Origin of the sequence: Paenibacillus amylolyticus (assembly GCF_047302515.1) — a bacterium.
GTDB classification, from domain to species: Bacteria; Bacillota; Bacilli; order Paenibacillales; family Paenibacillaceae; genus Paenibacillus; species Paenibacillus amylolyticus_G.
Genome location: NZ_CP168019.1, coordinates 3,610,393 through 3,633,187 on the forward strand (window position 1 = coordinate 3,610,393; position 22,795 = coordinate 3,633,187).

Sequence of the window (22,795 nt, forward strand, 5' to 3'; positions counted from 1 at the left end):
TTGAATTCTTCCTCAGGATGAAGCTCCGTTGCGGCTCCTGTGGTTCAAGTATACGGCGGGGCGAGTAAGACCTCTATCTGCTGTGGTGACCTGTTGACTTATCAAATTATGACTTTAGTACCAAAAAAAACAAAAGACGCAGCATGCTGCGCCCTGAACTATACGGTACGTGACTGTTTTCGAAACTCCTGTGGCGTTATACCCGTGCACTTTTTGAACATTTTGGTGAAATGCGAGTAATTGTAGTACCCCACCTTGCCAGCGATATCCGTCACTTTGACGGTGGACTGGGACAACAATGTCTTCGCTTTGGCTACTCTGCCCTGCAGAATAAACTCAGATAGGGACATCCCCTTCTCTTTCCGAAACAGACGTGATAGATAAGCGGGATTGAATCCGGCAAAAGCTGCAAGTTCCTCTCGCATAAGTTCTTCACCAATATGAGTTTCAATATAAACGCACAACTGATCCACAATGGTCATAGGGCTATGATCGTCCGGGTACAACACCGGGATAACACGATCAATCAGATCAGCCGTCCACTGCTTCAACTGCGGCAACGACCTTGTCACCATACTCTCCTCCGGCTCCCGTTCACCCGGATACAGACTGCGTATTGACACGTTTTTCTGATGAAGCAGCGGATAGACCACATGCAGCATGGCATGATAGTAGAGATGCAGCATTTCAGGAGATAAACCCTCTTGGGCAGCAAGCAACTCAAAAATCTCATCCACACGTTCTCGCAAATCCCCTACTTTACCTGTCTCAAAAAGAATAGATAATTCCGAAAACCATGGAATAGGCAAAAAGCGATCTTCCTGATCTCTTCCCCGCTCATCATAGACAAAAACTTCTTCAAGCTCCTTAATATTGCGCCGCTCCATATCCATCAGTTCATTTAACATGCCTTGCAGCTCAGTCACAGCAACCGGGGCACCAACATAACAGGACAACCGACAGTAGAAATACGTACCACATTCCTGAATATATCCCTGACAACGTTGTGCCACTTCGCTCGCACTCGGAATGATGCCATCTTGCTCATAAGCAAGCACAATATTTAATCCACTTTGATCCTGAAACACCTCACCGGGCTTGTCGCTAAGCAGCATCTCTTTGGCTGCATTACGAAGGGCATATTCCAATACCTCTTCGTCACGCAAATCAAAATCACGCACCCATTCCTCTACTGAGATCACAATAGGTAACACACGAGCATGCGGATCAATCTCGGCACCATACAGTTCTGCGAGCTCTTGCAACCGTTGTTCGGTTAACGTGATACGCTGAGAGATGGCATCTTTCCAGAAGCGTTCCGTCAGTAGCGGTTTATGGGTTTTCCAACGTTTGTATACGGTCTCATAAACTTCGTTGGTACGGGTACGCTGCTCTCCATCCTTGATCTTCTCCACCGCCTGGGTTACTACCTTAATCAATTGATCCGCTGGAGCCGGCTTCAACACATAATCAAAGCTGTTTAGCTTAATGGCTGTCTGAGCATAATCGAATAAAGCATGCCCTGTCAGGAAAATGGTCATTATACCTGGATCATGTTTTAACACCCAACTTTGCAGGTCAAGCCCTGTTTCACCAGGCATCTCGATATCACAGATCATGATATCAATAGCATTAGCCTTTAAAATCTTTCTTGCCTCTTCGGCATCACCAGCACTGTATACCTGGTCAATGCCTGCTGCTTGCCAATCGACTCCTTCCACCATCGCTTGTAATGCATACACTTCATCATCCACGATCAACAGGTTCCGCATAGGCTCCCCCTTCTTCCTCTTCGGTCTGAGCGGGTAAATCAATGATGACTTTGGCGCCATGATCCACCTCATTGCCAAACTGCAAACTGGCTTGATCACCATACTTCACTAAAAGCCGATGAGCCACGTTCCATATACCGATATGCTGTCCACTCGGGTCTTCAGCGTATTGTCCATGTTGCAGACGCCCCAACAATTCCTCTTCAAATCCAACACCATTGTCCACAATCATCAGTTGAAGCACCGTCCCATCTACCTGACCGGACGACTTCTGACCGAGGCGCGCCACGATCCGAATGACAAATGCTTGTGTCCGGCGCTGAAATCCATGAATAATGGCATTCTCCACAAAAGGCTGAATGGTTAATGGCGGAATCACATAATGTCCCAGATTCGGTTCGATATCCAGTTCAAAATCGAATCTGCTTGGAAACCTCAGCTTTTGAATTTCTAAGTAATGACGAATGTGCTCGAGCTCTTCATCCAGACGAATAACACGTTTGCCTGCACGCAGACTGAATCGAAAATAATCGGCCAGATGACCAGCCATCTGCTGCACCAACTCATGTTTTTGCAAGGAAGCCAGACTATGAATAATATTGAGTGAATTCAGGTAAAAGTGAGGATTGATCTGCATCTGCAGTTGTTTGAACTCTGCCTCCCGCGTCCGCAACTGTTCCTCATACACATCAATCTTCAGATGCCTGATCTCACTGGTCATTTGATTGAAACTTCGTGTCATAAATTCAAGCTCCGACGAAGATGGCGGGTCCAGCTTCACATCGAGATCTCCACGGCTGACCCTTCTCATGCCTCGGATTAACGCATTCATCGGGCGGAATAACAGATGCCGCAAAAAGATCAGTGCAGTAACCAGAATTACTGCCGCACCAATGGGAAGCAGACGAATGATCTGCTGGAAAAACGGGAGGTTACGCATCATGTCTTCCTCAGGCAGCAGCACGATATAATTCATCTGGGACATGGCCGAGGCAGTACCCAACATCAAATATTGACGTGCTTCTCCCTTGTTCACAACTTCAGAGATCACCTGATACGGATTCTTCAGGCCGGGAAGATGCGCTGCAGCCAGCTGAATCTGTGCAGTATTTAATGTGGAATCCGATAGTGCCCCACCGTCTGTTCCAACAATGACTGCACCTCCCCGATCTCCGGATTCAGTGAATTGTTGTGTATGATTCAGTGCATTCATATCAACAAGTGCACCTGCATAGAACTGCTGGTTGATTCGCACCGTTTTCACCAGCGCATTCCACGTCCCGCCACGCACGATGCTCCATTCCGGCTTCTGGATATCCCCTTCCAATTGCTGCATCTGGACTGGCATACTCTCCTGCACAACCGACTTTTTGACATCATAGTTGCCTGAAGTGGCGAGCAGCAGATCATCATTCACGGCATCATATAGAAAAAAAGAATCGATTAGATTATAAAAACCGATATCTGTCATGAATTTGTTCATAATCCGTTGCTTTGCAATGATATAATCACCGCTGCCGTATTTCAGAAAAAACAGAGAGATAATATCCGGGTCCCGCTCGCCCAGACTATATAAATACCGATTCGTCTCCTGTAACACACGTTCATTCTGCTCCACACTCTTGGCGAGATGATTCATATTGGTGAGGGATACTTTGTCACGTACAACTTTCATGGCGTAGACGTTGTTGTAATAAAGCAGCATGAATAATGGCAGCATGATCAATGTAAGACCCACTATAAATTTAAAACGAAGTGAACGGATAAAGCTCATGGATTATGGATTCCCGCCCTTTTAGAGGTAGTTCAAAAAGTCCGCTGTACTGAAACCAGACTTTATGAACACACACTTTATTTCAACATAGTTTTTTCTATTTTCTTCCTTATGATGGCATGTTTATTGTAATCACCCCTGCTTGCCATTGTCTATGGGGTCCCGTGACCTTCACATATCAATTCTGGTGACTTCCATCCGCTCCAATTTCAAGAGTAACAAGCTTCATGTAGTAATAAATTCTCCAGTTGTAAAAAAAATCCTTCATTATTACTCAGAAGCTTCTCCCTAAAAATAAATGCTGCGGCAAGCCCCGGACTCCACGAACGCCCGATCTTGACATGCATACGATATATCACTCCTCGGGTTAGTCACCAGGATGTAGGGAGGCCTGTTCGATGAATATTCAACTCACTGCGTTACACTATGTCTATCTGGCATTTATCGTCTTGATTATTGCGGTAATGATCCGACGCAGGGATACTACCATCATCTGTGTTGCGGGTATTATGACCATTGGACTTCTGGCAACCGAAACCTTAAGCGGGTCAGTTGCCGGGATCTTCAGCAGTTTTATCTATGCAACAAAAGAATTGCTGAGTACGATCTTTATCATCTCGATTATTGTGGCGATGAGCCGTGTTCTGATCAGAACAGGCATTAATGAGGTCATGGTAACACCCGTCACCCGGTTTATCCGTTCCCCTCAGGTCGCGTACTGGGGTATCGGATTGATCATGATGGTAGTATCACTATTTTTCTGGCCATCCCCAGCAGTAGCTTTGGTCGGTGCAGTACTGCTTCCTGTAGCCGTGCGTGTAGGTCTTCCTCCGATTGGAGCTGCTATTGCCATGAACCTGTTTGGACATGGGATTGCACTGTCGGGAGATTACATTATTCAGGGGGCTCCCAAACTTACGGCCGATGCAGCGGGTCTACCAGTCACTTCCGTCATGACGGCCAGCATTCCTTTGGTCATTGTCATGGGCACCGTATCTACCCTTACAGCCTTCTGGATGCTGCGCAAAGAGATGAAATCAGGTTCACCTGTTCATTCCCCAAACGCTATATCAGGTACCGTGAGCACGGAACCTTCTTCTTCATCAGAGGCTGTGTCCACCTCCCTACCCACTGATCAGCCTGTTGAACGTCAAGCCATGTCACTCCGTTTGCAAAAAGCATTCGCTCTGCTTATCCCTCTGTTATTCGCAGTTGATGTGATTCTGATGTTTGTATTGAAATTGCAAGGCGGCGATGCAACAGCTCTGATTGGCGGAACCGCTGTGGTTATACTGATCGCCGTTACCCTTGCCGCACACCGACATGCGGGACCAGAGGAAACGACCAATTATTTAATAGAAGGATTTCAGTTTGGTTTCAAGGTGTTTGGACCGGTTATTCCCATAGCCGCATTTTTTTATCTGGGTGATGCTGCGATTACGGAGTTGTTCATCAACCCTCTTCCTGAAGGTTCACACGGGATTGTGAATGATCTCGGAGTCGCACTTGCTGGGCTGGTGCCATTAAATGATACGGTGGGCGCCATTACAATGACGGTAACCGGAGCAGTGACCGGAATGGATGGTTCGGGGTTCTCGGGGATATCCCTGGTTGGCTCGATTGCTTCCATGTTTGCAGGTTCGGCAGATTCCGCACCTGTGCTGACAGCATTAGGTCAGGTTGCAGCCATATGGGTAGGTGGCGGAACCTTGATTCCATGGGCATTGATTCCTGCGGCTGCAATCTGCGGAGTCAATCCTTTTGAACTGGCAAGACGCAACCTGAAGCCTGTACTGCTGGGACTCACGGTAACAACAATTGTAGCCATCTTTCTGATCTGACCAAAGGGTTCTAAACCGTTCAAAAAGACGTGCGCGAACGCGCCCAGTTCCAGAGATCTTCACGTTTCATCTCTGCCAGATGCAGCATGTCCACATATGGATCTCCCTGTAATCCAAGTACAGAAGCAAATGCAGGCTCCGTCTTCCACCCTACCTGTTTCAGTCTGCGGATCTCACGGTGTCCCGCGTCTCCCCACAGTTGCAACAATCTCCACTCTACGATCATATGTAAGTATGCATTTTGCCTGTAGACTGGCACGGATTGGGCAAAAATCTCCACAGGCCAATGTCCCACTTGCAAATTACAAGTCACATAAGGACGTTGGTCTGGAAGATCCCCACCACGTACACATTGAAACTCAGCAACGGCTCCCATTCGATTGTGTATCTCGGCTTCAAACACATCCAGATCCTCTGCATAACACAGCAGATCCAGATCACTGCCCGGAATATCAATATCAATTGGCACCGTTCCTGCTGGATATGGGTGATAGTCAGCTAATATATCAAGTAATCCACTGCTCTGTAACACATGATAGGCGTCCTGCTGACGTGTATTACCCGATGCCAGATGTGCCATTACTTCTGTACTCATCTCCCCGCCTTGGACCACAGTTAGTTCGAGCCTCCTGTAATGACCTGTTTCACACGTCCCACTTGACCACTCGTTAGTCGTACTTTGATTCCGTGTGGATGTGTAGGTGACTTGGTTAACAGATCCTTCACAATGCCACGTGTCAGCTTACCTGTAGCTTGATCCTGCTTCAGCACAATGTCCACTTCCAGGCCTGGCTTAATATTTACACGTTGTTGTCCATTCATTATGTTCACTCTCCTCTATGTCGTAATTCATACCATGTATACTATATAACCCTTAAACTCAAAGCTCCATCTATTGTAGACGTTTTGGTTTCAAAACAAAAGGGACACGGCAATAACCTTCACTCGTGGTTTCATGTTTCATATCGTGATCAATATAAAGAAACCGCTGGTCTCTACATACCGAGGCCTGCGGTTTCTAATTGATTCGCAATCTTTAGGGCTTTACGTTCTTCAACGAAGAAGAAGGTGAAGTCCCATCCTTCGCAGCTTCGCGTGCCTTCACAGCAAGCAGCTCAGACACCGTAACGAATTGGTACCCCTGCTGCTGCAGTTTCGGCAGAATCGTTTTGAGTGCTGCTACCGTATGCGACTTGCCTTCCACCTTATCGTGGAATAGTACAATATCCCCATTACGTGCGTTCTTCAACACTTTGTTAACGATAGCCGATACACCTGGAGAAGCCCAGTCCCGTGTATCCTGATGCCACGACCAGAGTACAATGGTATACCCTTTTTGTTTGGCAGCCTGGATGACCATGTCATTGTAATAGCCGCCCGGTGGCCTGAACAACAGGGGACGCTCCGCACCAGCTTTAATAATGGAACTTTCTGCTTCGTTCATATCCTTCATGTACTTGTCCGCACGTGTTGATCGAACTGCATACGTGTGCGCATACGTATGGTTGGCGATTTCATGCCCTTCGAGCTGTTCCTGCTTAATCAGTTTAGGAAATTTATCTGCCCATTTGCCAAGTACAAAAAAAGTTCCTTTAGCATGATACTGCTGTAACAAAGCCAGGATCTGCGGAGTCTGAATCGGATCTGGTCCATCATCAAAGGTAAGGGCGATGAGTTTATCCTGTGTGGGAACTTCCCACACAATCTCTCCTCGTTCCTCATAATACTGACGGTTCTTCTGTACAGGCTTTGCATAGGCAGAACTGCTACCCAGCAAAATAATTAGCGTGAACATTCCGATGAATCGGGCTGCCTTCAGGTTCATGTGGTGTCCTCACTTTGTCTTCATACGTAAACTCCCTGTTAGCATTTCCCGATTCACCCGAACTCATTAACGAAAGATCTGATCCACGACTGCAATTTCCTCAGCAGTTAATTCCACATTTAATGTTTGCAGATTGTTAATGACCTGCTCCGGTCGCTTGGCACCCGGAATCAATGCATCAATGGAAGGCTGTGTCAGGTACCAGGCCAGAACCAGATGAGCGACCTCAACATCCTTGGATTGTGCTATGCTGCGCAGTTGCTCAACTTTATCGAGATTTTCAATGAAAGCTTCACCTGTAAACAGCGGGTTCTTCGCCCGTCCATCCTGAAAGGTTGTATCACGATTATATTTCCCGCCCAGCAGTCCCGCAGCCAGTGGGAAGTAGGGTACAAAAGAAATGTTATGCTCAGCCGTATACGGCAACAGCTCTTTCTCCGCATCTCTTTTGAACAGATTATATTCAGATTGCAGTACGTCCACATACCCGTCCTTGTTGGCTTCACGCAACTGATCAATGGAGAAATTAGATACGCCAATAGCACGAATTTTGCCAGCGTCTTTTAATTGTTTTAACGTATCTACCGCTTCATCCTTAGGTGTATGTTCATCCGGAAAGTGGATGTAGAACAGATCAATGTAATCGGTTTGCAGACGTTTCAACGCCTCATCCACGGCTGTTTTCAGAAAAGCAGGTGAGTTATCTATGACAATCTTGCCATCCACTAATTTATGAGCTGCCTTGGTTGCAATGATGGTATTCTGCCGCTGACCGGTTTCCTTCAGTACTTCACCAATCAGTCGTTCGGAATGCTCCGGTCCATAGATGTATGCCGTATCCACAAAGTCAATACCTTGTTTCAAAGCTGTACGAACCACTTCCTTACCTGTCTCATCATTCAGCATGTCCGGATAGATATTATGTCCGCCTACTGCATTCGCACCCAATCCAATGGGATTCACGATCAGATCCGTCTTGCCCAACCGAATTTGTTGTTCTGCCATGTCTCATCTCTCCTTCACTGATCGAATAAGTACAATTTACTTGTAACGTCTTTCTTGTCCCATATTATATCAAACCGTTTAGCATATTTAAAATATCGGATTTATCGGATTAGGTGTTTTTCAGCGCAGTTGCTTCCACGTCGTTAATAAACCGGCGCAGTTTGGCAGCCACATCACGGGTGATTTCGCCGTTTTCATACAGTTGCTGAACCGTATTGCGCTGTTCCTGAATAGCTACCATCTGCAACTCCAATTTCTCCTGATTAAACGGATCTTCCGTTTTACCCTGGTTCCAGGTGCGCAATTTCGCAATTACACGCTCATACTTGGCAATGACCGACAGTGCAACTACTCGATTCCCATCGTTCATATGGGCACGAATGGCCTTAATTGCCGCTTCAGAGGTACGTAACTTCACCTGACGAAACAGTTCTGCATTTTCAAGCATAAATGGTTGATTCGGCTTCTGGGACCGATTGGTGAACAGATGTCCTAACACACGCCCGATCTCGCTGATCGAGGTCATGAACTGAGTGTTTGTGCGATTCGCCAGCATCATTTCCTTGCGATCCAGCCAGCTGTCACATTTGAAGGCCGCATCAGAAGCAATTGCATTTTCGTCTAACATTACTTCAACTTCTTTACGCTCCGCCCGGGTGGCAATCAGGTTAATAGCCGTTTCTTGTTTCTGAATATCTTTGCGTTTATCGGCGGTAAGCTGACCTGCGGCCTGTCTGATGTACTTGGACAAGTCGGAGACAACCGCGAGTGCCGCAGCTTTGTTCTCATCGTTCATTTCGGATTTGACAGCTCGTATTGCCGCATTCAGCATAATGTCATGTGCTTTTCGTTCTGACTTCTGCGGTGTTTCTTCTGTGGATTTCCCATCGTCCTTGGCCAGAACTGGAAGAAACACGCTCGCCGCAATCAGGGAGAAGAGGATAACCCCTGCCGCGAGGAAAATAATCAGATCCCGTTCAGGGAAAGGTGATCCATCCTGAAGCACATAAGGAATGGAGAACGCACCCGCCAATGTTACAGCCCCCCGCACCCCAGAGAGGGAAATGATCGTAATATCCTTGAATCTGGGCCGGCCAATAGAGGATTTGGTACGCAGCAATTCATTCCCTTGCCAGAACAGATAGATCCAGAGAAAACGTAGAATCAGCAGTAGCACCGAGATCAAGCCCACATATCCCAACACCTGCAGATTATTAAACGAAACATTTTCAAAAATGGTACTCAACACATCCGGGACCTGTACACCCAGAATAACAAACACCAGACCATTTAGTATAAATAAAATGACTGACCATGTGCTCGCAGATACCACCTGCATTTTCAACTGAACCGATTCAGCGCGGTCACGCTCAATGGCGTGGATAATACCGCCTGCCACTACCGCAAGAATACCTGATACCCCAATTTCTTCACTCACCAGATAGATGATAAATGGCGTCAGGATTTGCAGCAGCATGTGAATGGTCACATCTTCCATGCCCAATCTACGGATCCATACCCCTAGCCTGATTAACAGAAAAGATAACAATGCCCCGGCAAGAAGTCCGCCAATCGCAATCAGAATAAAACTGAAGGTTGCATTCGCCAGGGAAAATACACCTGTAACTGTGGCTGCAATTGCGAATTTGAAGGCCACGAGGCCAGATGCATCATTCATTAATGCTTCACCCTCAAGAAGCCTATGTATGCCTTTGGGCAGATGTACCCGGCCCGCCATGGCGCCAACGGCCACAGCATCTGTCGGGGACAATATGGCTGCAAGAGCAAAAGCAGCAGGTAACGGAATCGAAGGAATCAGCCAGTGAATGGCATATCCCGCCACGACTACTGTCACGAATACAAGCCCTAATGCAAGCAGAAGTATCGGTGCACGCAGATTCCATAATTCATTCCTTGGCGTTCGCTTACCATCGTTGTATAACAAAGGTGCGATGAACAGTACAAAGAACAATTCCGGATTCAACGGCAGGTGAACACCTGCGGGAAGCAAAGCTATAGCTACACCAAGCACGATTTGAATGAGCGGAATGGGAATAAAGGGTACAAACCGGTTTAAAATATTGGATAAACCGATCAGGACCAGTAACACAAGTACGGCAATAAATATTTCCATGATGACAATCCCTTTCCGCTATAGAAGTGGTGAAACCTTTGTTGTATAGGTTTATTTTAACATAATCCAACCTTTATTATAAAAATGTTGTCATACTCATATACCCATTCAACTGGTCTCAGACAGATTTCTGATGGATTCTGTATATAAGATGTTACAATATGCTCAGGACAATACCCGTTTGGAAAGGAACTTGCATCTATGGCATTTGGAATTAAACGACATGAGCTTGCTGCTTGGAAGGAACAAGTGGCTCGGGGTGAGATTGCGTACCTCACTCATTTCTGGATTGACAACCGATTTCCCGGTATCACCAGTGTCACCAAAGTGGGCTGCGCAGATCTGGAACGTCTCGAACGTTGGTGCAACGATCATGGGCTGGACCCGCGATACATTCATCGGCGGCAGCCATTTCCCCACTTTGACCTGATGGGCAGCAAACAAAAAGAAATTTTGATCCAAGAAGGCATGACGGATCATGTGGTTCGCTTTCATTTATGAACAAACTCAAAAACGCCAGTCTTCAAGGCTCACCCCTCCGCAATTAGGGACGAACTCATGAGGACTGACGTCTTCAAGGATCAAGTCATATATGGACTACCGATGAATCTGTTCAAACGATTTCATGTTCTCCAGCAGTTTCAGCTCAATTTTCTTCAGCATGCCAAACATCTGTTGTTGCTCCTCTTCGGAAAGTGCTTGCAACAATTCCCACGTCATTCGGCCGCGATTCGCATTAAGTGTCTTGGCAAGCTGCGCCCCTTCATCCGTTAAGGACAGCCACACAATTCTCCGGTCTTCTTCACTGCGCACCCGCTGGATCAACCCTTCCGTCTCCAGTTGATTCAGTACAATGGTGGTTGCGCCGGAAGACAAACTGAGTTGTCTAGCCACATCAACCGCCATGCAGCGTTTTTCACGTAAAATCATGCCCAATATATGACTTTTTGTCGGATTCAGTTTACAGTTGGTTTCGGTCTTCTGCTGCTGATCCAATACTTTATTTTTATATCTGAAGAAGGCCTCCAACAATTGATCTACATTTGCCAATTGAGAGTTTCGCTCCGTATCCGGGCTCATAAACGTTCCTCCGCCTTTCATCATAACCTACCTTATATTGTAACATATTTACACTATGATGTTTGTGAAAAATGCGCTTGTATCCGACACCCTATCGTTGACTGCAAGACTCTTGTTTTATTTTGGGTTTCACCTATTGCATTATGGCAACGGGATTGTTTATAATAACCTATATCTTTAAAGTTACTTTTAGTTACTTAATGATTTTATTAAATTTGTTGTTATAAAGTAAATAAAGCGTCACCATTATAATGCAAGGGACTTATGCACATGAATCAGAATACACAATCACAACTCAAAACGGATGTTTGCATCGTCGGCGCTGGACCTGGCGGTGCTTTGCTTTCTTATTTACTGAATCAAAAAGGAATTTCCACGATGCTCATTGAGCGGCAGCCCCACCTACACAAGTCGTTTCGCGGGGAGTTGCTCAATGTGGACGGCGAAGCCATTTTAAATAAACACGGCCTCTATTCCCTCATTCAGGAACGCGGAGCGCTGCTCTTGGAACAGATTCAGTATTGGGAAAATGGGCAGATTATTCATACGGTATCACCAGGCAATGGAGAATCTCATGTTGGTATTCATGTACCCCAAGATCATCTCCTGGAAGCCATCGTGTCGCATGCGCAGCAGCACAGTTCATATGAACAAGTACTATTCAATACGATTATGACCGGTTTGTTACGAGACAAGAACGGCCAGGTCGTGGGTATTAACATTCGGCAGAACGGCGTTCCTGCCTCCATTGAAGCATCTGTTATTGTTGGTGCTGATGGCAGATACTCTGCTGTACGCAAACATTCCGGTATGACCCCGAAGGTTCGCAAGCATGGGTATGATCTGCTCTGGGCGCGTATTCCGGCACCCGTAGGTTGGGAACCCGCTGTCCGGATGGCCAGCATGGATGGTCAACAGCTCGCACTGTTCTCACAGTTCGGCGGTTATGTTCAGATTGGATGGAACATTCCCGAGGGAGCTTACTCCAAGCTGCGAGAGCAGCCGATTGCTCCTTTTGTAGATAAACTTGTATCTGCTTTTCCTTGCCTGTCTGATTCTGTAGCTGCTAACATTCAGAGCTGGAGTGATTTTGTTCTGTTATCTGTTGAAAGCAGCTATTGCCAGTTGTGGGCACAGGAAAATGTTGTACTCATCGGTGATGCCGCTCATACCATGACACCAACCGGTGCGTTTGGACTTAATGCCGCGCTCGAAGATGCGGATGTGCTCTCCGAATTACTAGTCCAAATGGCTGTAGATCAATTCAGTTCCACTGCACAACTTCAGGAACTTCAGACGATTCGCGGTGCAAAGGTACAGCAGCAACTTGCACGACAAGTGGAGATGGAATCCTCTTTCCAACAGCGTTATGAATCCTTTCTCTAAACCCAGTTAATACGGATAAAATGCCTATATGCCCAAACAGCCGATCACTTCATCATAGAGAAGAATCGGCTGTTTGGCTTGTTGGTTTATCTTTTTTATGTAATTCCGTATCCTTCTTCATTTTCGTTTGCGTGGAGCAAACGTGTCTTCTCTGAGTGCTTCTTGTACAGTATCAACGTCCTTCGGATAGGATGAGATGTTATCTTTTTCATATACTGCTTTCTCCAGATTGCTTAAGCGGCGCAATACTTGTTTGCTTTTACGAACGATATATACAATACCAATAATCAGCAGGATCAACATCAGAATGAATATAACCATCTCCGGGTAAAAGACAAATGACATGAATCCACCTCCTTTTGAAAACGATTTCTCTATATCATTCTAACCTTAATGATTCAAGATGTGAACCCGATTGGAAGTTTCGCTTGTGGAATAAGGACTAAACCACCTGACACAACGACGGGAACTCACCCTGCTGCAAAAGTAAAAAAGGCGGCATCCCTGATCAGGATGACCACCTTGAACCTCGAATAAGATTCGAAGTCTATTATTATTTTATCCTTCTCTGCCGTTCATGGCACTGACCCGAAGTTCCGTCAGAGGCAGAGAAGACTGCTCTGGATGACGTAGTCTCACTGTTCGACTCTCACCGGGAAGCAGATCGAAATAGTTGTCACTGAACCGGACACGACCAAGCGGAAGCTCCAGCTTCACCAATCGTGCAATCGCTCCACTGGCCGTAACCGTTACAGACTGTTCCTCTTCATTCACATGTACGCTCAATTGCGACTCTGGCAACGTCACATCCTTAGGATCACGCAAGAAGTATCGATTACTCGGTGCCGCAAATCCTTCGGATACCAACTCAACCATTACTTCCTCCGCGCGTCTACCCTGTAACACCTCTACTTCAGTTAATTCAGCAATACACCGTGAGGATTGGGATGTTACTTCAACAACATGTGAGCTAGAGTAGATCTTCTCTCCATTCAATGCATAGACATTGAGTCGAAGCTCCCCTTTCAAGACGTCCTGTGTATCATTCACAACCCACAACGCAAGCGGCTCCCCCGGCTCATGCTCCAGTGACAACAGGACAGGATGAAAGAATATTTTCCCGTAATAAAAGGATGCCTTCGGCAGCAGTTCATAATCAATCATGGACCAGCTTGTTCCTGGCCAACTGTCGTTCAATTGCCACACAAGCGCTCCGCTGTTACGGTGATTGATGCGCCGGAAATGTTCAATTCCATAGCGCAGCCCATCTGCTTGAGTAAGCATGGAATAATTCATATACTCTTCTATATTTTGCGGAATGCCTGTGTAACCCTCCATCAGCAAAATACCTTTTTGATGATTGGTATCCTTATTACGATAGGCCATCTCCGGACTGCCCCAGTAAAACTGACCTGCGGGCATATTTTTCTCCAGTGTGTAACGATTGGCCGAGGCGTGCATACCAAATTCACTGCTGAACAATGCATGATCCTTTTTATAATTTTTGAACGTTACACCTTCAATGCTGTAGTCCAGCAGTGGCGGCTCTCCATGCTTCCTTGGATAGACCGAACCATGCCATACCTGCCAATTGTGGCGATCCCCCACATCCGGGTCATTCGCATCCTGACCGTTACTGTCCCCGAACGGCGAAGAAGGCCAGTACGGACGAGACAGATCCAATCGCTCCAGCACTTCAGGGATCAGCTCATGATAGATAAGTTCGCCATAGAACGGGCTGGTAATATCTCCACTTGCAGACTTCATATCATAGAGCCAATCTATTTCATTATTCCCACACCAGAGGGCCAGCGAGGCACGGTTACGCAGACGTAAGACATTGTTTTCTACCTCTTGCCGTACATTATTCATGAAATCACGATTGAAATCCGGGAACAGTGCATTCGCGAATGCAAAATCCTGCCACACCAACACCCCTTGCCGATCACACTCATCGTAGAAGACATCCTTCTCATATATACCACCAGCCCAGACACGCAGCATGTTCATATGCCCTTCCACCAACAGCTCGACAAGCTCACGATACCGAGAGTTCGGGATGGCGCCAATCAGATGATCAGCCGGGATCCAGTTGGCACCCTTGGCATATACTTTGACTCCGTTCAGAATAAAAGTAAAAGCATCTTCACCCCGTTCATTGTGAAGAGCCAGCTCAATCGTTCGTAACCCATAAGGCTCGCTATAACGATCCACCTCAACGCCATCTGCGAGTAATGTAACCTCAAGCGTATACAGATACGGCTCACCCAGATCATGAGTCCACCATAACTGAGGTGACGTAACGTTTAATATGGTATCCGCTTTGCCACCCTCTACGGGTAGTTCAGTGACACCTGCCACCTCGTGTCCGCTGCGATCCAACAGACGAACATTACAGGTCGCAACCACAGCCTGCTCACGTTTCTGTCTGCTACGGTAAGACAAGACCGACTTCACATCCGCTGTGACATGTAAGACTGCCAACTCTGAACTGACTGATTCCGTACGAGCATACACATTTTCCAGCTTGGCGATTGTTCGTTTTTCCAGCCTTACCGTACCCCAGATCCCCACCGTAACCATGCGTGGACCCCAGTCCCAGCCAAAGTTCATCGCTGCTTTGCGCAACCATGGCCGTTCCTTCGTATACGAGGACCAGTCAAAGGTTTCTTTGTCCCGGTGATGCAGGTGAAGCGGATCAAACTTGACAGCAATCGCATTCCAGCCGTTGCGTACCAGAGACGTTACATTAAACGTATGTGACATAAGCATATTGGCCGTTTTCCCGACTTCATGGCCGTTCACGTAGACCGTTGCAAACGTATCCAATCCTTCGAACACCAATTCAAAGTGCTCCTCCGTCTCTGCATCTCTCACCAGATTGAAGGTTGTGCGGTACCACCATTCCTTTTGCTCAATCCAGCGACTTTTGGCATCATTATGTCCGTAATAGGGTGGGTCAATGATACTGCGCTCAACCAATGAAGCATGTACATCGCCAGGCACTTCAGCCCCGATCCAGAAACGGTCATCCAGTGCAGCTGCTGCCACATCCATTGCCCGCTTCTCTCCAACTTCAAAATGCTGTATCTTCCATTGTCCCGATATATCCTGACTTGAATTATAGGTCTTCATCAGTATGCCCTCACTCTCCAATAACCCTGAGTAATACCATATCGAAAACGTTTGCAGAAAGGCAAGACATGTTTCCTAATCTGCTCATTTCTAACTTCCCGAAGGCTTGAACGACAACGCCTCTTCGCGATATTCACTCGGGGTCTTGCCGGTATGTTTTTTGAACAGTCTGCTAAAATATTTCACGTCCTCGTAGCCGCTGATGGCAGCGACTTCACTGACCTTCGCTGGAGACACCGCGAGCATATCCATCGCTCTTCGTATACGCATATCGGTGACAAAATCTCCGAAGGTCACACCCATTTCTTTTTTAAACAGCTCACTGAGGTGACCCGGATGCAAATGAACATGTCCAGCTACCAGCTGTAAATTAATATCGTGTGCCAATGATGATTCAATATAACCAATAGCCTTCTGCACATGGGCAGCCTGTCCCTGACCCATTCGGCTATGATAGACATGCATCAGACCATACAGATGATGGAACAGCATATCCCCGAGGTCACCAGCTTCAGCATCCGGTTCCGGCAACCAGGGCTCGAGCCTTGCGGGTTCTTCACGCCCTGTAGCTCGCATTGTGCGAGTCAGCCAGCGATGACCGGCAATGATGGCCGAGTGCAAACAAGCACTGAACGAATCTGGTGTGACCTCCGGTTCTGTAATCAGATTAGCCACAAGTTCCCGCGTCCATGTCGTTAACGTGACTGAATCATTATCCAGCAATATTGTACCAAGTCTGGTCTCCTCTTCGTGCGTAAGTACGGTTTTGCCACCTTGACGATCCTGAATGTGCTCATAATGCCATACTTTATAATCCATCAAACCCCGATATCGGAATGCAGCTGAGGCAGTACTGTAGCTTTCGTGCAGATCTGCATATCCACGCATAGCCAGACCTACCGCTGCGCGGAGGGTGCACTTCAATAATTGCTCCACCCGACGTAATGCACTCTCCAGCCTGAACGTAGTTTCATGTTCCACAGGCGGCCATGAAACTACGCAGATAATTTGCTGTTTCTCTACATGAGCAATGGCACCAGGTAACATATCCTCCAGGGTATTCTGCACCGCAAATCGTAATAGCGCATCCGAGGATCGATCCCAACCCTCTGCTCGAAGAATAATGACTTGTCTGAGAATCTGTTCATCATTAAGGTCACCAACCCCTGCCTCTTTTCCAGCATCTGATCGCAAGAATGAAGGGAAATGACCCGAAGCGGTATCACCATCAATAATCCATCCGGCAAACAACCGCTCTCGATTCTCCCGCAAGAGCTGTCCCTCTCTGGACTTCTCTGCCCAACGTTCCGTGATTCGCTGTTTGGCCTGTAATACGGTCTTGATGATCTCTTCCGGCTTGCTTGTTTTGAGCAGATAATCTGTAACACCTTGGCGAATCGCCTGTTGGGCATAAGAAAAGTCATCGTATCCGGACAAAATAATAACCTCCAGCTCAGGTAGCAATCGCAGACCCTCTTCTGCCAGTTCCAGTCCCGATCTGCCAGTCATCCGAATATCCGTCATCAGGATATGCGGACGTTCCTCAGCCATGCGTGTTAACGCCTCCTCTGCCGAGGCAGCAGGTTGAAGAAGTTCAATTCCGAGTTCATGCCAAGCGATAACGCTGGCAAGCCCTGTACGGATAATCACTTCGTCATCAACAATTAATAGTCTCATGGCGAACCCTCCAAGATTGGAATGGAAAACGAAATCCGGGTACCTCCCCCAACCCTGCTGTCTACTTCAAGCTGTGCATCCGCTCCATAATGGAGCAGCAGTCTCTCATTCACATTGCAGAGCCCATAACCGCCTTGGTTTAGCTGTTTTTCCGGCTGTTTTCCCTTCCATTCCCTAATACTTATCCTTAATTGTTCCAGCCTGTCCGGCTCCATGCCGATACCATCATCGAGTACCAGCACATTCATCTGTTCATTATCCGGGTCCTTGCGGATCATTATGGTGATGGTACCCACGCCTGCTTTGGGCTGAATGCCATGAATCATGGCGTTCTCAACAAGCGGTTGCAGCAATAGCTTCAGCATCATTCGCTTCTCAAGCGCTGGATCTACGATATAATGCAACACAAATTGATCAGGGAAACGAATCGATTGCACACGCACATAATGGCGAATATGAGCAATCTCCTGTTCCACAGGGCAGTAATCCTGACCATTATTCAAGCTGATACGCAGAAAATCACTCAGGCCCTCGACCATATCCGCAATCCGCTTCTCTTCAGACATTAAGGCAATCCAGTGAATCGAAGAGAGCGTGTTATAGAGAAAGTGCGGGTTAATCTGCGCCTGAAGCACTCGAAGATCTGCCTCTTTTTTGCGAGCTTCACCTCGAATAACCTCTTCCTTCAATAACTGAATATGTGCACCGAGCAGATTGTAACTCTCCCCAAGCCTGCCAATCTCGTCATCACTTTCAGACCGAAACAGCGGAAGAGGACGTTCCGGATCAATTCGGGACAGATGTCTGGTAAGCACACGAAGCGGCCTCGTCACACGACGCACCGTAAACCAGACCAATCCAGCACTGATCGCAGCAGACATAGCAACAGCGCAACCGGTTAGAATAAGGATATACCGATTCTCCGACTTGTACTGGTCATAAGGAACCGTTCCAACCAACGTCCAACCGGTCAGTTCTTCCGGATAATAGAGCAATGTCCGTTTATCGTCACCACTGCCATATGTGGTGGTTCCACTACCGCCATCCTGAATTAACGTCGAAATCCCTGGTTCGACACCTTCCAGCTTAAGTCCAAGCCGGGATTTGTCCATCGAAGACAGAATCTCTCCAGAACTGCCGATGAGCTCCAGTCTGCCTTGCCCTCTGCCTAATCCCAGAGCGGCCCATCCCTTGGATATGGCCTTCTCATCCAGACTAATGGCTAACCAGCCGATGGGTCGATAATCATGGATACTGCGGATTGGCCGAACCAATGTGATTACATTTTGAATACCCGCGTAATTCTGCACCGGGTATACACCCGTCCATTGTTTGACTGCTTCACCGCTTGGAACAGAGGGATACGAAAGATTGGATTCATTGGATTCATACCAGGTAGCGGTTGACAATGTGGCATCAAAACGTCCCGGATATATGGCGATGTTGGCGATATATTTCTTGGAAGCAGCCAGATTGGTCATCCTGCCCAGGATATCCACCCGGTCCAGCTCATGATCTTCATTGTGGCTAAGATACTGCTGGATGTCCCGTTCTCCAATCAGAAAAATCGATAGGTTCTCGGCATCTTGCAGCATATAACGAAGATTTGCTTCCACCTGTTTCAGCGTATCCATGCCAGACAGTTTTGTTTTTTGCTCTGTAATGCGGGAAGAGATCAGAAAGGCGAACAGACCCAACGCCAGCAATGGCACAATCATTGAAGCCGTCACGACGACCGATAGCTTCCTTTGTAACGAAGATGTGAGCCAGCGTGCCAAACGTTTCTCCTCCTCTGGATGCGCTTTCGCTTATCCTTTGACAGCTCCAGCTGTCATGCCTTTCATAACCTGTTCCTGGAATATGAGATACAAGATAATGGTTGGAATGACCGACAGGGTCATGGCAGCAAGCGTTAATCCGTAATCGGTTTGATACCCATCCGCAAAGTTCGCAATGGCCAGCGGTAACGTTTTCAATCCGGTTTTGTTGATGAATACAAGCGCAAATGAAAAGTCATTCCACGCATGCAGGAAACTCAGGATCGTAACCGTTGACAACGCAGGCACAGACATGGGTAGCATGATTCGGGTAAACAGCCCCCAAAGTCCTGTTCCATCAATAAAAGCCGCCTCTTCAATATCACGTGGAACACTTGTCAGATAAGCAGTAAGCACAAAAATGGCCGTAGGCAATGCAAAAGCCGTATAAGGTAATATTAATGCCCAGTACGTATTTAGCAAGGACATCTGTTTCATTAAAATAAATAAGGGGACAAGTGTACTATGGATCGGAATGAGCATGCCAATAACAAAGAAAGTCATGATCAACCCTTTCCAGCGAAACTGGAAACGAGCCAGGATGAATGAAGCCAGCGCTGCAATAAACAGCGTCAGAATAAGTGAACCCACCGATACGATTAGTGAATTTCCAAAAGCGGTCCCTAGCCTGGAGCTTTCCCATGCATTGCTGAAATTGGCAACATTCCAGTTTTCCGGCAGACCAAAGGGCCTGCTATAGAAATCTTCATTTGTTTTGAATGCACTAATCACGAGCCAGTAGAACGGATACAATGTTAAAATACCATAGACCGTTAGCAGCGTCCAAACAATTCCGCTACGTAAGCGACGAATCGGATGGCCCGAGCTGCTTTGTGGTGATGGCATGGATACAGGTGTCACGCGCATGATAGCTCCTCCTCTCTATTAATTCTCTTTTCGTTTGCGACTGGTTAGCCACTGGCTTGTTCCGATCAGCAGCAGGGAGATTAGTACGATGGTTGTGGAGATCGCACTACCAAAACCGTATCGATATGTTGTAAATGTTGAATTGTACATATACGTTGCAAGCAGTTCCGTCGCATGTGCCGGCCCCCCCTTGGTCATGATGTAGACCAGATCGAATGATTTCAGACTACCCGAAATACATAGAATGATCGCAACCTGAACCGTACCCCAGATTATGGGCAAAGAGACCGATACCAGTTTCCGGATTCCTGAAGCACCGTCTATTTTGGCAGCATCATGAATCTCGCCTGGAATATTCTGTAGTGCCGAGATAAAGATAATCAGATACAACCCGACAAAGCTCCAGAGCAGCGGCGGTACCAATGAGAAAATGGCAATCTTGTCATCGGAAAGCCATTGCAGCTTCCAACTTTCCAGCCCCAGCGCGTCCAGCAGAAAGTTCAATATCCCGATCTGCGGATGATAGATATACTGCCAGATCATACCGATAACGACAGTGGATAACACCATCGGCAGAAATACGGCTGAGCGCAGAAAGCGCTGTAATGGATTGCTTTTGTGTAAGATGACCGCCAACATCAGCGCTAACGGAATTTGTCCAAATACCGATGCCAACACAAAAATAACGTTATTTTTCAGTGCCCGCCAAAATACAGGATCATGCCAGATCTCCACGTAATTATCCACACCAATATATTTGGATGCCCCGATGCCGGACCAGTTGAAGAAACCGTAGTATGCCGACCACACGACCGGTACAAATACAAACAATGCATAAATGATGACTGCCGGGGCCAGCCCCAGCATAATAAAACGCCGACTGCGCAGTGCGTTCATCTGTTCACTTCCCTTCCATTAATGCCTTTACCAACTTGCAACTGACTACCTCATTCATACTTAAAACCCCTCCCCTGCCGGGAAGGGGTTTTAACGAATGGTTACTGACTAACTGCATTGGCTTGAGCCGCCTGAATTTTGGCTGCAATGTCTTCGGCCTTGCCGCCCATAAGCAACTCTTGCAATGCATTATTAATAACCTCAACCGTTGCCGATCCCAGCTTGGAATCGTATACTGGCGTGATCTTCACTTCCTGCATCAGATCATATAATTCTACGAACAATGGATGTGCTTTGGTTTTGTCCAGATCAATCTTGTAACTCACCAATGTGCTGCTATCCAATGTGGCCTTCTGACCATCAGGTCCTGCCAGCGCATAGAACAGCTCCATCGCTGCCTCTTTTTGTGCACCGCTCAGCTTTTTACTTACACCCAACCCGGTTCCTACTACACCGGATGTTGTTCTTGGTTCACCCTGACCTCCGTCCACTGGAGGAAGAATCGTAATATGTGTGTTGTTCAACACCTCTTCAGGTGCATTGTTCACCAGATTAGCCAAGGCCCATCCGCCGTTCATGACCATCGCTGCCTTACCTTGGAAATAAAGCTGCATCATCTGTGTCTCATCGATACTGTTGAATCCATCCTGGAATGCTTTGGTGTTGCCTAGCTCCTGCATCTTGTTCAAGGCTTCAATAAATTGTGGATCGGTAAAGCTTGCACCCTCTTGTGCTGCCGCTTTCAGGAACCAGTCTGTGCCGGTAATCCGATCAGCCAGTGTACTGAATATCGTTGATTGAGCTACCCAGTTGGCCTTGTTGCCAAGTGCCATGGGAATGACTTTATTTTGATTAAATGTAGCTATCGCTTGTTCCAGTTCCGCCCACGTCTCAGGTACTTTTACGTTGTACTGCTTGAAAAGAGCTTCATTGTAATAAATGAAGGAACTTGGCGCCAGATTCATCGGCACGGAGTAGATATTCCCGTCTAAGGTGTATCCGTCCAGTGCATTCGGGATAAAGTTATCTTTCCACTCCGGCTTTGCGTCCAGCTCTGCATTAATGGGCTGTAACAGGTCACCTTTCACAAATTCCTTAGTCATGGCATCCGGCCACATCACGAACAGGTCTGGCATCTCGTTGGCAGCGGCCACCGTACGAAGCCGGGTTTTGAGACCATCTGTTGGCAAGCCTTCGTCCACAACTTCAATATCTGGATGCGCCGCCCGAAAATCTTCAATTATTTTGCGCATCGCAACCGCCTTAGCATCCTGTCCAGTCCAGTTGTGCCAGAGTGTGACGGTTACTTTGTCGTTGCCGCTGCCTCCTTCTGAAGTGTCCCCGCCAGCACAGCCAGCCAGAATAATGGAGAACAATGTTATTGCTAGGAAACCCGAAAGCCATTTTTTCAACATCTCTATAATCCCCCTCGGCGATTTGAATACACTTATTGTAAATGTTAACGCTATCATACCGTAAGGTGACGATCCACGGATGCAGGGGTGAAAAATATCGGTTCCCCTGTTTGGAACTTACTTTGCTGACTTATTGTTCATAACATATAAAAAGAGCCCTCACAATGAGA

Annotated in this window: 18 protein-coding genes; 3 read left to right on the forward strand and 15 right to left on the reverse strand. The window is 47.1% G+C overall.

What is annotated here, in order from left to right:
• Positions 1 to 158: 158 nt before the first annotated feature.
• A complete protein-coding gene (locus tag ACDJ59_RS15430) occupies positions 159 to 1,772 on the reverse strand; it encodes a helix-turn-helix domain-containing protein (RefSeq protein WP_076318456.1) in 1,614 nt (537 codons plus the stop codon).
• A complete protein-coding gene (locus tag ACDJ59_RS15435) occupies positions 1,747 to 3,546 on the reverse strand; it encodes a sensor histidine kinase (protein ID WP_282321978.1) in 1,800 nt (599 codons plus the stop codon). The genes ACDJ59_RS15430 and ACDJ59_RS15435 overlap by 26 nt, the downstream gene beginning before the upstream one ends.
• A gap of 398 nt (positions 3,547 to 3,944) precedes the next feature.
• Between ACDJ59_RS15435 and ACDJ59_RS15440 the strand changes: the two genes are divergently transcribed.
• The gene (locus tag ACDJ59_RS15440; protein ID WP_413403979.1) at positions 3,945 to 5,387 is read left to right on the forward strand and encodes a hypothetical protein; all 1,443 of its coding nucleotides are present in this window, start codon (positions 3,945 to 3,947) and stop codon (positions 5,385 to 5,387) included.
• A 19-nt stretch (positions 5,388 to 5,406) separates the two neighbouring features.
• Here the strand turns inward: ACDJ59_RS15440 and ACDJ59_RS15445 are convergent, their stop codons facing one another.
• From ACDJ59_RS15445 to ACDJ59_RS15465, 5 genes are all read right to left on the reverse strand, one after another.
• Positions 5,407 to 5,982 (reverse strand): DUF4269 domain-containing protein, encoded by a 576-nt coding sequence (locus ACDJ59_RS15445; RefSeq protein WP_413403981.1) that lies wholly within the window; start codon positions 5,980 to 5,982, stop codon positions 5,407 to 5,409.
• A gap of 20 nt (positions 5,983 to 6,002) precedes the next feature.
• On the reverse strand, positions 6,003 to 6,209 hold the full coding sequence (locus ACDJ59_RS15450; RefSeq protein WP_026081155.1) for a YwbE family protein: 207 nt from the start codon (positions 6,207 to 6,209) through the stop codon (positions 6,003 to 6,005).
• A gap of 214 nt (positions 6,210 to 6,423) precedes the next feature.
• Positions 6,424 to 7,212, reverse strand: a complete 789-nt coding sequence (locus ACDJ59_RS15455) for a polysaccharide deacetylase family protein (RefSeq protein ID WP_413403983.1) — start codon at positions 7,210 to 7,212, stop codon at positions 6,424 to 6,426.
• 66 nt (positions 7,213 to 7,278) lie between these two features.
• A complete protein-coding gene (locus ACDJ59_RS15460; protein ID WP_413403985.1) occupies positions 7,279 to 8,217 on the reverse strand; it encodes an aldo/keto reductase in 939 nt (312 codons plus the stop codon).
• Positions 8,218 to 8,326: 109 nt separating this feature from the next.
• Entirely contained in the window at positions 8,327 to 10,351 is a 2,025-nt protein-coding gene (locus ACDJ59_RS15465) for a Na+/H+ antiporter (RefSeq protein WP_413403987.1), read from the reverse strand.
• A 201-nt stretch (positions 10,352 to 10,552) separates the two neighbouring features.
• Between ACDJ59_RS15465 and ACDJ59_RS15470 the strand changes: the two genes are divergently transcribed.
• Entirely contained in the window at positions 10,553 to 10,852 is a 300-nt protein-coding gene (locus ACDJ59_RS15470; RefSeq protein WP_413403989.1) for a hypothetical protein, read from the forward strand.
• Between the two features lie 96 nt (positions 10,853 to 10,948).
• Here ACDJ59_RS15470 and ACDJ59_RS15475 read toward each other — a convergent pair whose 3' ends face one another.
• Positions 10,949 to 11,431: a MarR family winged helix-turn-helix transcriptional regulator gene (locus ACDJ59_RS15475; protein WP_036609579.1), complete on the reverse strand. Its 483-nt coding sequence runs from the start codon at positions 11,429 to 11,431 to the stop codon at positions 10,949 to 10,951.
• A 270-nt stretch (positions 11,432 to 11,701) separates the two neighbouring features.
• Between ACDJ59_RS15475 and ACDJ59_RS15480 the strand changes: the two genes are divergently transcribed.
• Positions 11,702 to 12,817 (forward strand): FAD-dependent monooxygenase, encoded by a 1,116-nt coding sequence (locus tag ACDJ59_RS15480; protein WP_413403991.1) that lies wholly within the window; start codon positions 11,702 to 11,704, stop codon positions 12,815 to 12,817.
• A 117-nt stretch (positions 12,818 to 12,934) separates the two neighbouring features.
• Here the strand turns inward: ACDJ59_RS15480 and ACDJ59_RS15485 are convergent, their stop codons facing one another.
• The 7 genes from ACDJ59_RS15485 to ACDJ59_RS15515 all read right to left on the reverse strand — a co-directional run bounded on the left by ACDJ59_RS15485 (position 12,935) and on the right by ACDJ59_RS15515 (position 22,625).
• On the reverse strand, positions 12,935 to 13,162 hold the full coding sequence (locus ACDJ59_RS15485; protein ID WP_413403993.1) for a hypothetical protein: 228 nt from the start codon (positions 13,160 to 13,162) through the stop codon (positions 12,935 to 12,937).
• Between the two features lie 213 nt (positions 13,163 to 13,375).
• On the reverse strand, positions 13,376 to 15,952 hold the full coding sequence (locus ACDJ59_RS15490; protein ID WP_413403995.1) for a beta-mannosidase: 2,577 nt from the start codon (positions 15,950 to 15,952) through the stop codon (positions 13,376 to 13,378).
• A 90-nt stretch (positions 15,953 to 16,042) separates the two neighbouring features.
• A complete protein-coding gene (locus tag ACDJ59_RS15495; protein WP_413403997.1) occupies positions 16,043 to 17,629 on the reverse strand; it encodes a helix-turn-helix domain-containing protein in 1,587 nt (528 codons plus the stop codon).
• Entirely contained in the window at positions 17,626 to 19,407 is a 1,782-nt protein-coding gene (locus ACDJ59_RS15500) for a cache domain-containing sensor histidine kinase (protein ID WP_413403999.1), read from the reverse strand. Before ACDJ59_RS15500 ends, ACDJ59_RS15495 begins: the two co-directional genes overlap by 4 nt.
• Before the next feature lie 30 nt (positions 19,408 to 19,437).
• Positions 19,438 to 20,292 (reverse strand): carbohydrate ABC transporter permease, encoded by an 855-nt coding sequence (locus ACDJ59_RS15505; protein WP_413409829.1) that lies wholly within the window; start codon positions 20,290 to 20,292, stop codon positions 19,438 to 19,440.
• Positions 20,293 to 20,331: 39 nt separating this feature from the next.
• Positions 20,332 to 21,210 (reverse strand): carbohydrate ABC transporter permease, encoded by an 879-nt coding sequence (locus ACDJ59_RS15510; protein ID WP_413404001.1) that lies wholly within the window; start codon positions 21,208 to 21,210, stop codon positions 20,332 to 20,334.
• Between the two features lie 101 nt (positions 21,211 to 21,311).
• On the reverse strand, positions 21,312 to 22,625 hold the full coding sequence (locus ACDJ59_RS15515) for an extracellular solute-binding protein (protein ID WP_413404003.1): 1,314 nt from the start codon (positions 22,623 to 22,625) through the stop codon (positions 21,312 to 21,314).
• Positions 22,626 to 22,795 lie beyond the last annotated feature (170 nt).

What these genes read in the sequence shown, in the direction of transcription:
- ACDJ59_RS15430 (WP_076318456.1), bottom strand. Translation starts at nt 1,772, where the DNA reads ATGCGGAACCTGTTGATCGTGGATGATGAAGTGTATGCATTACAAGCG.
- ACDJ59_RS15435 (WP_282321978.1), bottom strand. Translation starts at nt 3,546, where the DNA reads ATGAGCTTTATCCGTTCACTTCGTTTTAAATTTATAGTGGGTCTTACA.
- ACDJ59_RS15440 (WP_413403979.1), top strand. Translation starts at nt 3,945, where the DNA reads ATGAATATTCAACTCACTGCGTTACACTATGTCTATCTGGCATTTATC.
- ACDJ59_RS15445 (WP_413403981.1), bottom strand. Translation starts at nt 5,982, where the DNA reads ATGAGTACAGAAGTAATGGCACATCTGGCATCGGGTAATACACGTCAG.
- ACDJ59_RS15450 (WP_026081155.1), bottom strand. Translation starts at nt 6,209, where the DNA reads ATGAATGGACAACAACGTGTAAATATTAAGCCAGGCCTGGAAGTGGAC.
- ACDJ59_RS15455 (WP_413403983.1), bottom strand. Translation starts at nt 7,212, where the DNA reads ATGAACCTGAAGGCAGCCCGATTCATCGGAATGTTCACGCTAATTATT.
- ACDJ59_RS15460 (WP_413403985.1), bottom strand. Translation starts at nt 8,217, where the DNA reads ATGGCAGAACAACAAATTCGGTTGGGCAAGACGGATCTGATCGTGAAT.
- ACDJ59_RS15465 (WP_413403987.1), bottom strand. Translation starts at nt 10,351, where the DNA reads ATGGAAATATTTATTGCCGTACTTGTGTTACTGGTCCTGATCGGTTTA.
- ACDJ59_RS15470 (WP_413403989.1), top strand. Translation starts at nt 10,553, where the DNA reads ATGGCATTTGGAATTAAACGACATGAGCTTGCTGCTTGGAAGGAACAA.
- ACDJ59_RS15475 (WP_036609579.1), bottom strand. Translation starts at nt 11,431, where the DNA reads ATGAGCCCGGATACGGAGCGAAACTCTCAATTGGCAAATGTAGATCAA.
- ACDJ59_RS15480 (WP_413403991.1), top strand. Translation starts at nt 11,702, where the DNA reads ATGAATCAGAATACACAATCACAACTCAAAACGGATGTTTGCATCGTC.
- ACDJ59_RS15485 (WP_413403993.1), bottom strand. Translation starts at nt 13,162, where the DNA reads ATGTCATTTGTCTTTTACCCGGAGATGGTTATATTCATTCTGATGTTG.
- ACDJ59_RS15490 (WP_413403995.1), bottom strand. Translation starts at nt 15,952, where the DNA reads ATGAAGACCTATAATTCAAGTCAGGATATATCGGGACAATGGAAGATA.
- ACDJ59_RS15495 (WP_413403997.1), bottom strand. Translation starts at nt 17,629, where the DNA reads ATGAGACTATTAATTGTTGATGACGAAGTGATTATCCGTACAGGGCTT.
- ACDJ59_RS15505 (WP_413409829.1), bottom strand. Translation starts at nt 20,292, where the DNA reads ATGCCATCACCACAAAGCAGCTCGGGCCATCCGATTCGTCGCTTACGT.
- ACDJ59_RS15510 (WP_413404001.1), bottom strand. Translation starts at nt 21,210, where the DNA reads ATGAACGCACTGCGCAGTCGGCGTTTTATTATGCTGGGGCTGGCCCCG.
- ACDJ59_RS15515 (WP_413404003.1), bottom strand. Translation starts at nt 22,625, where the DNA reads ATGTTGAAAAAATGGCTTTCGGGTTTCCTAGCAATAACATTGTTCTCC.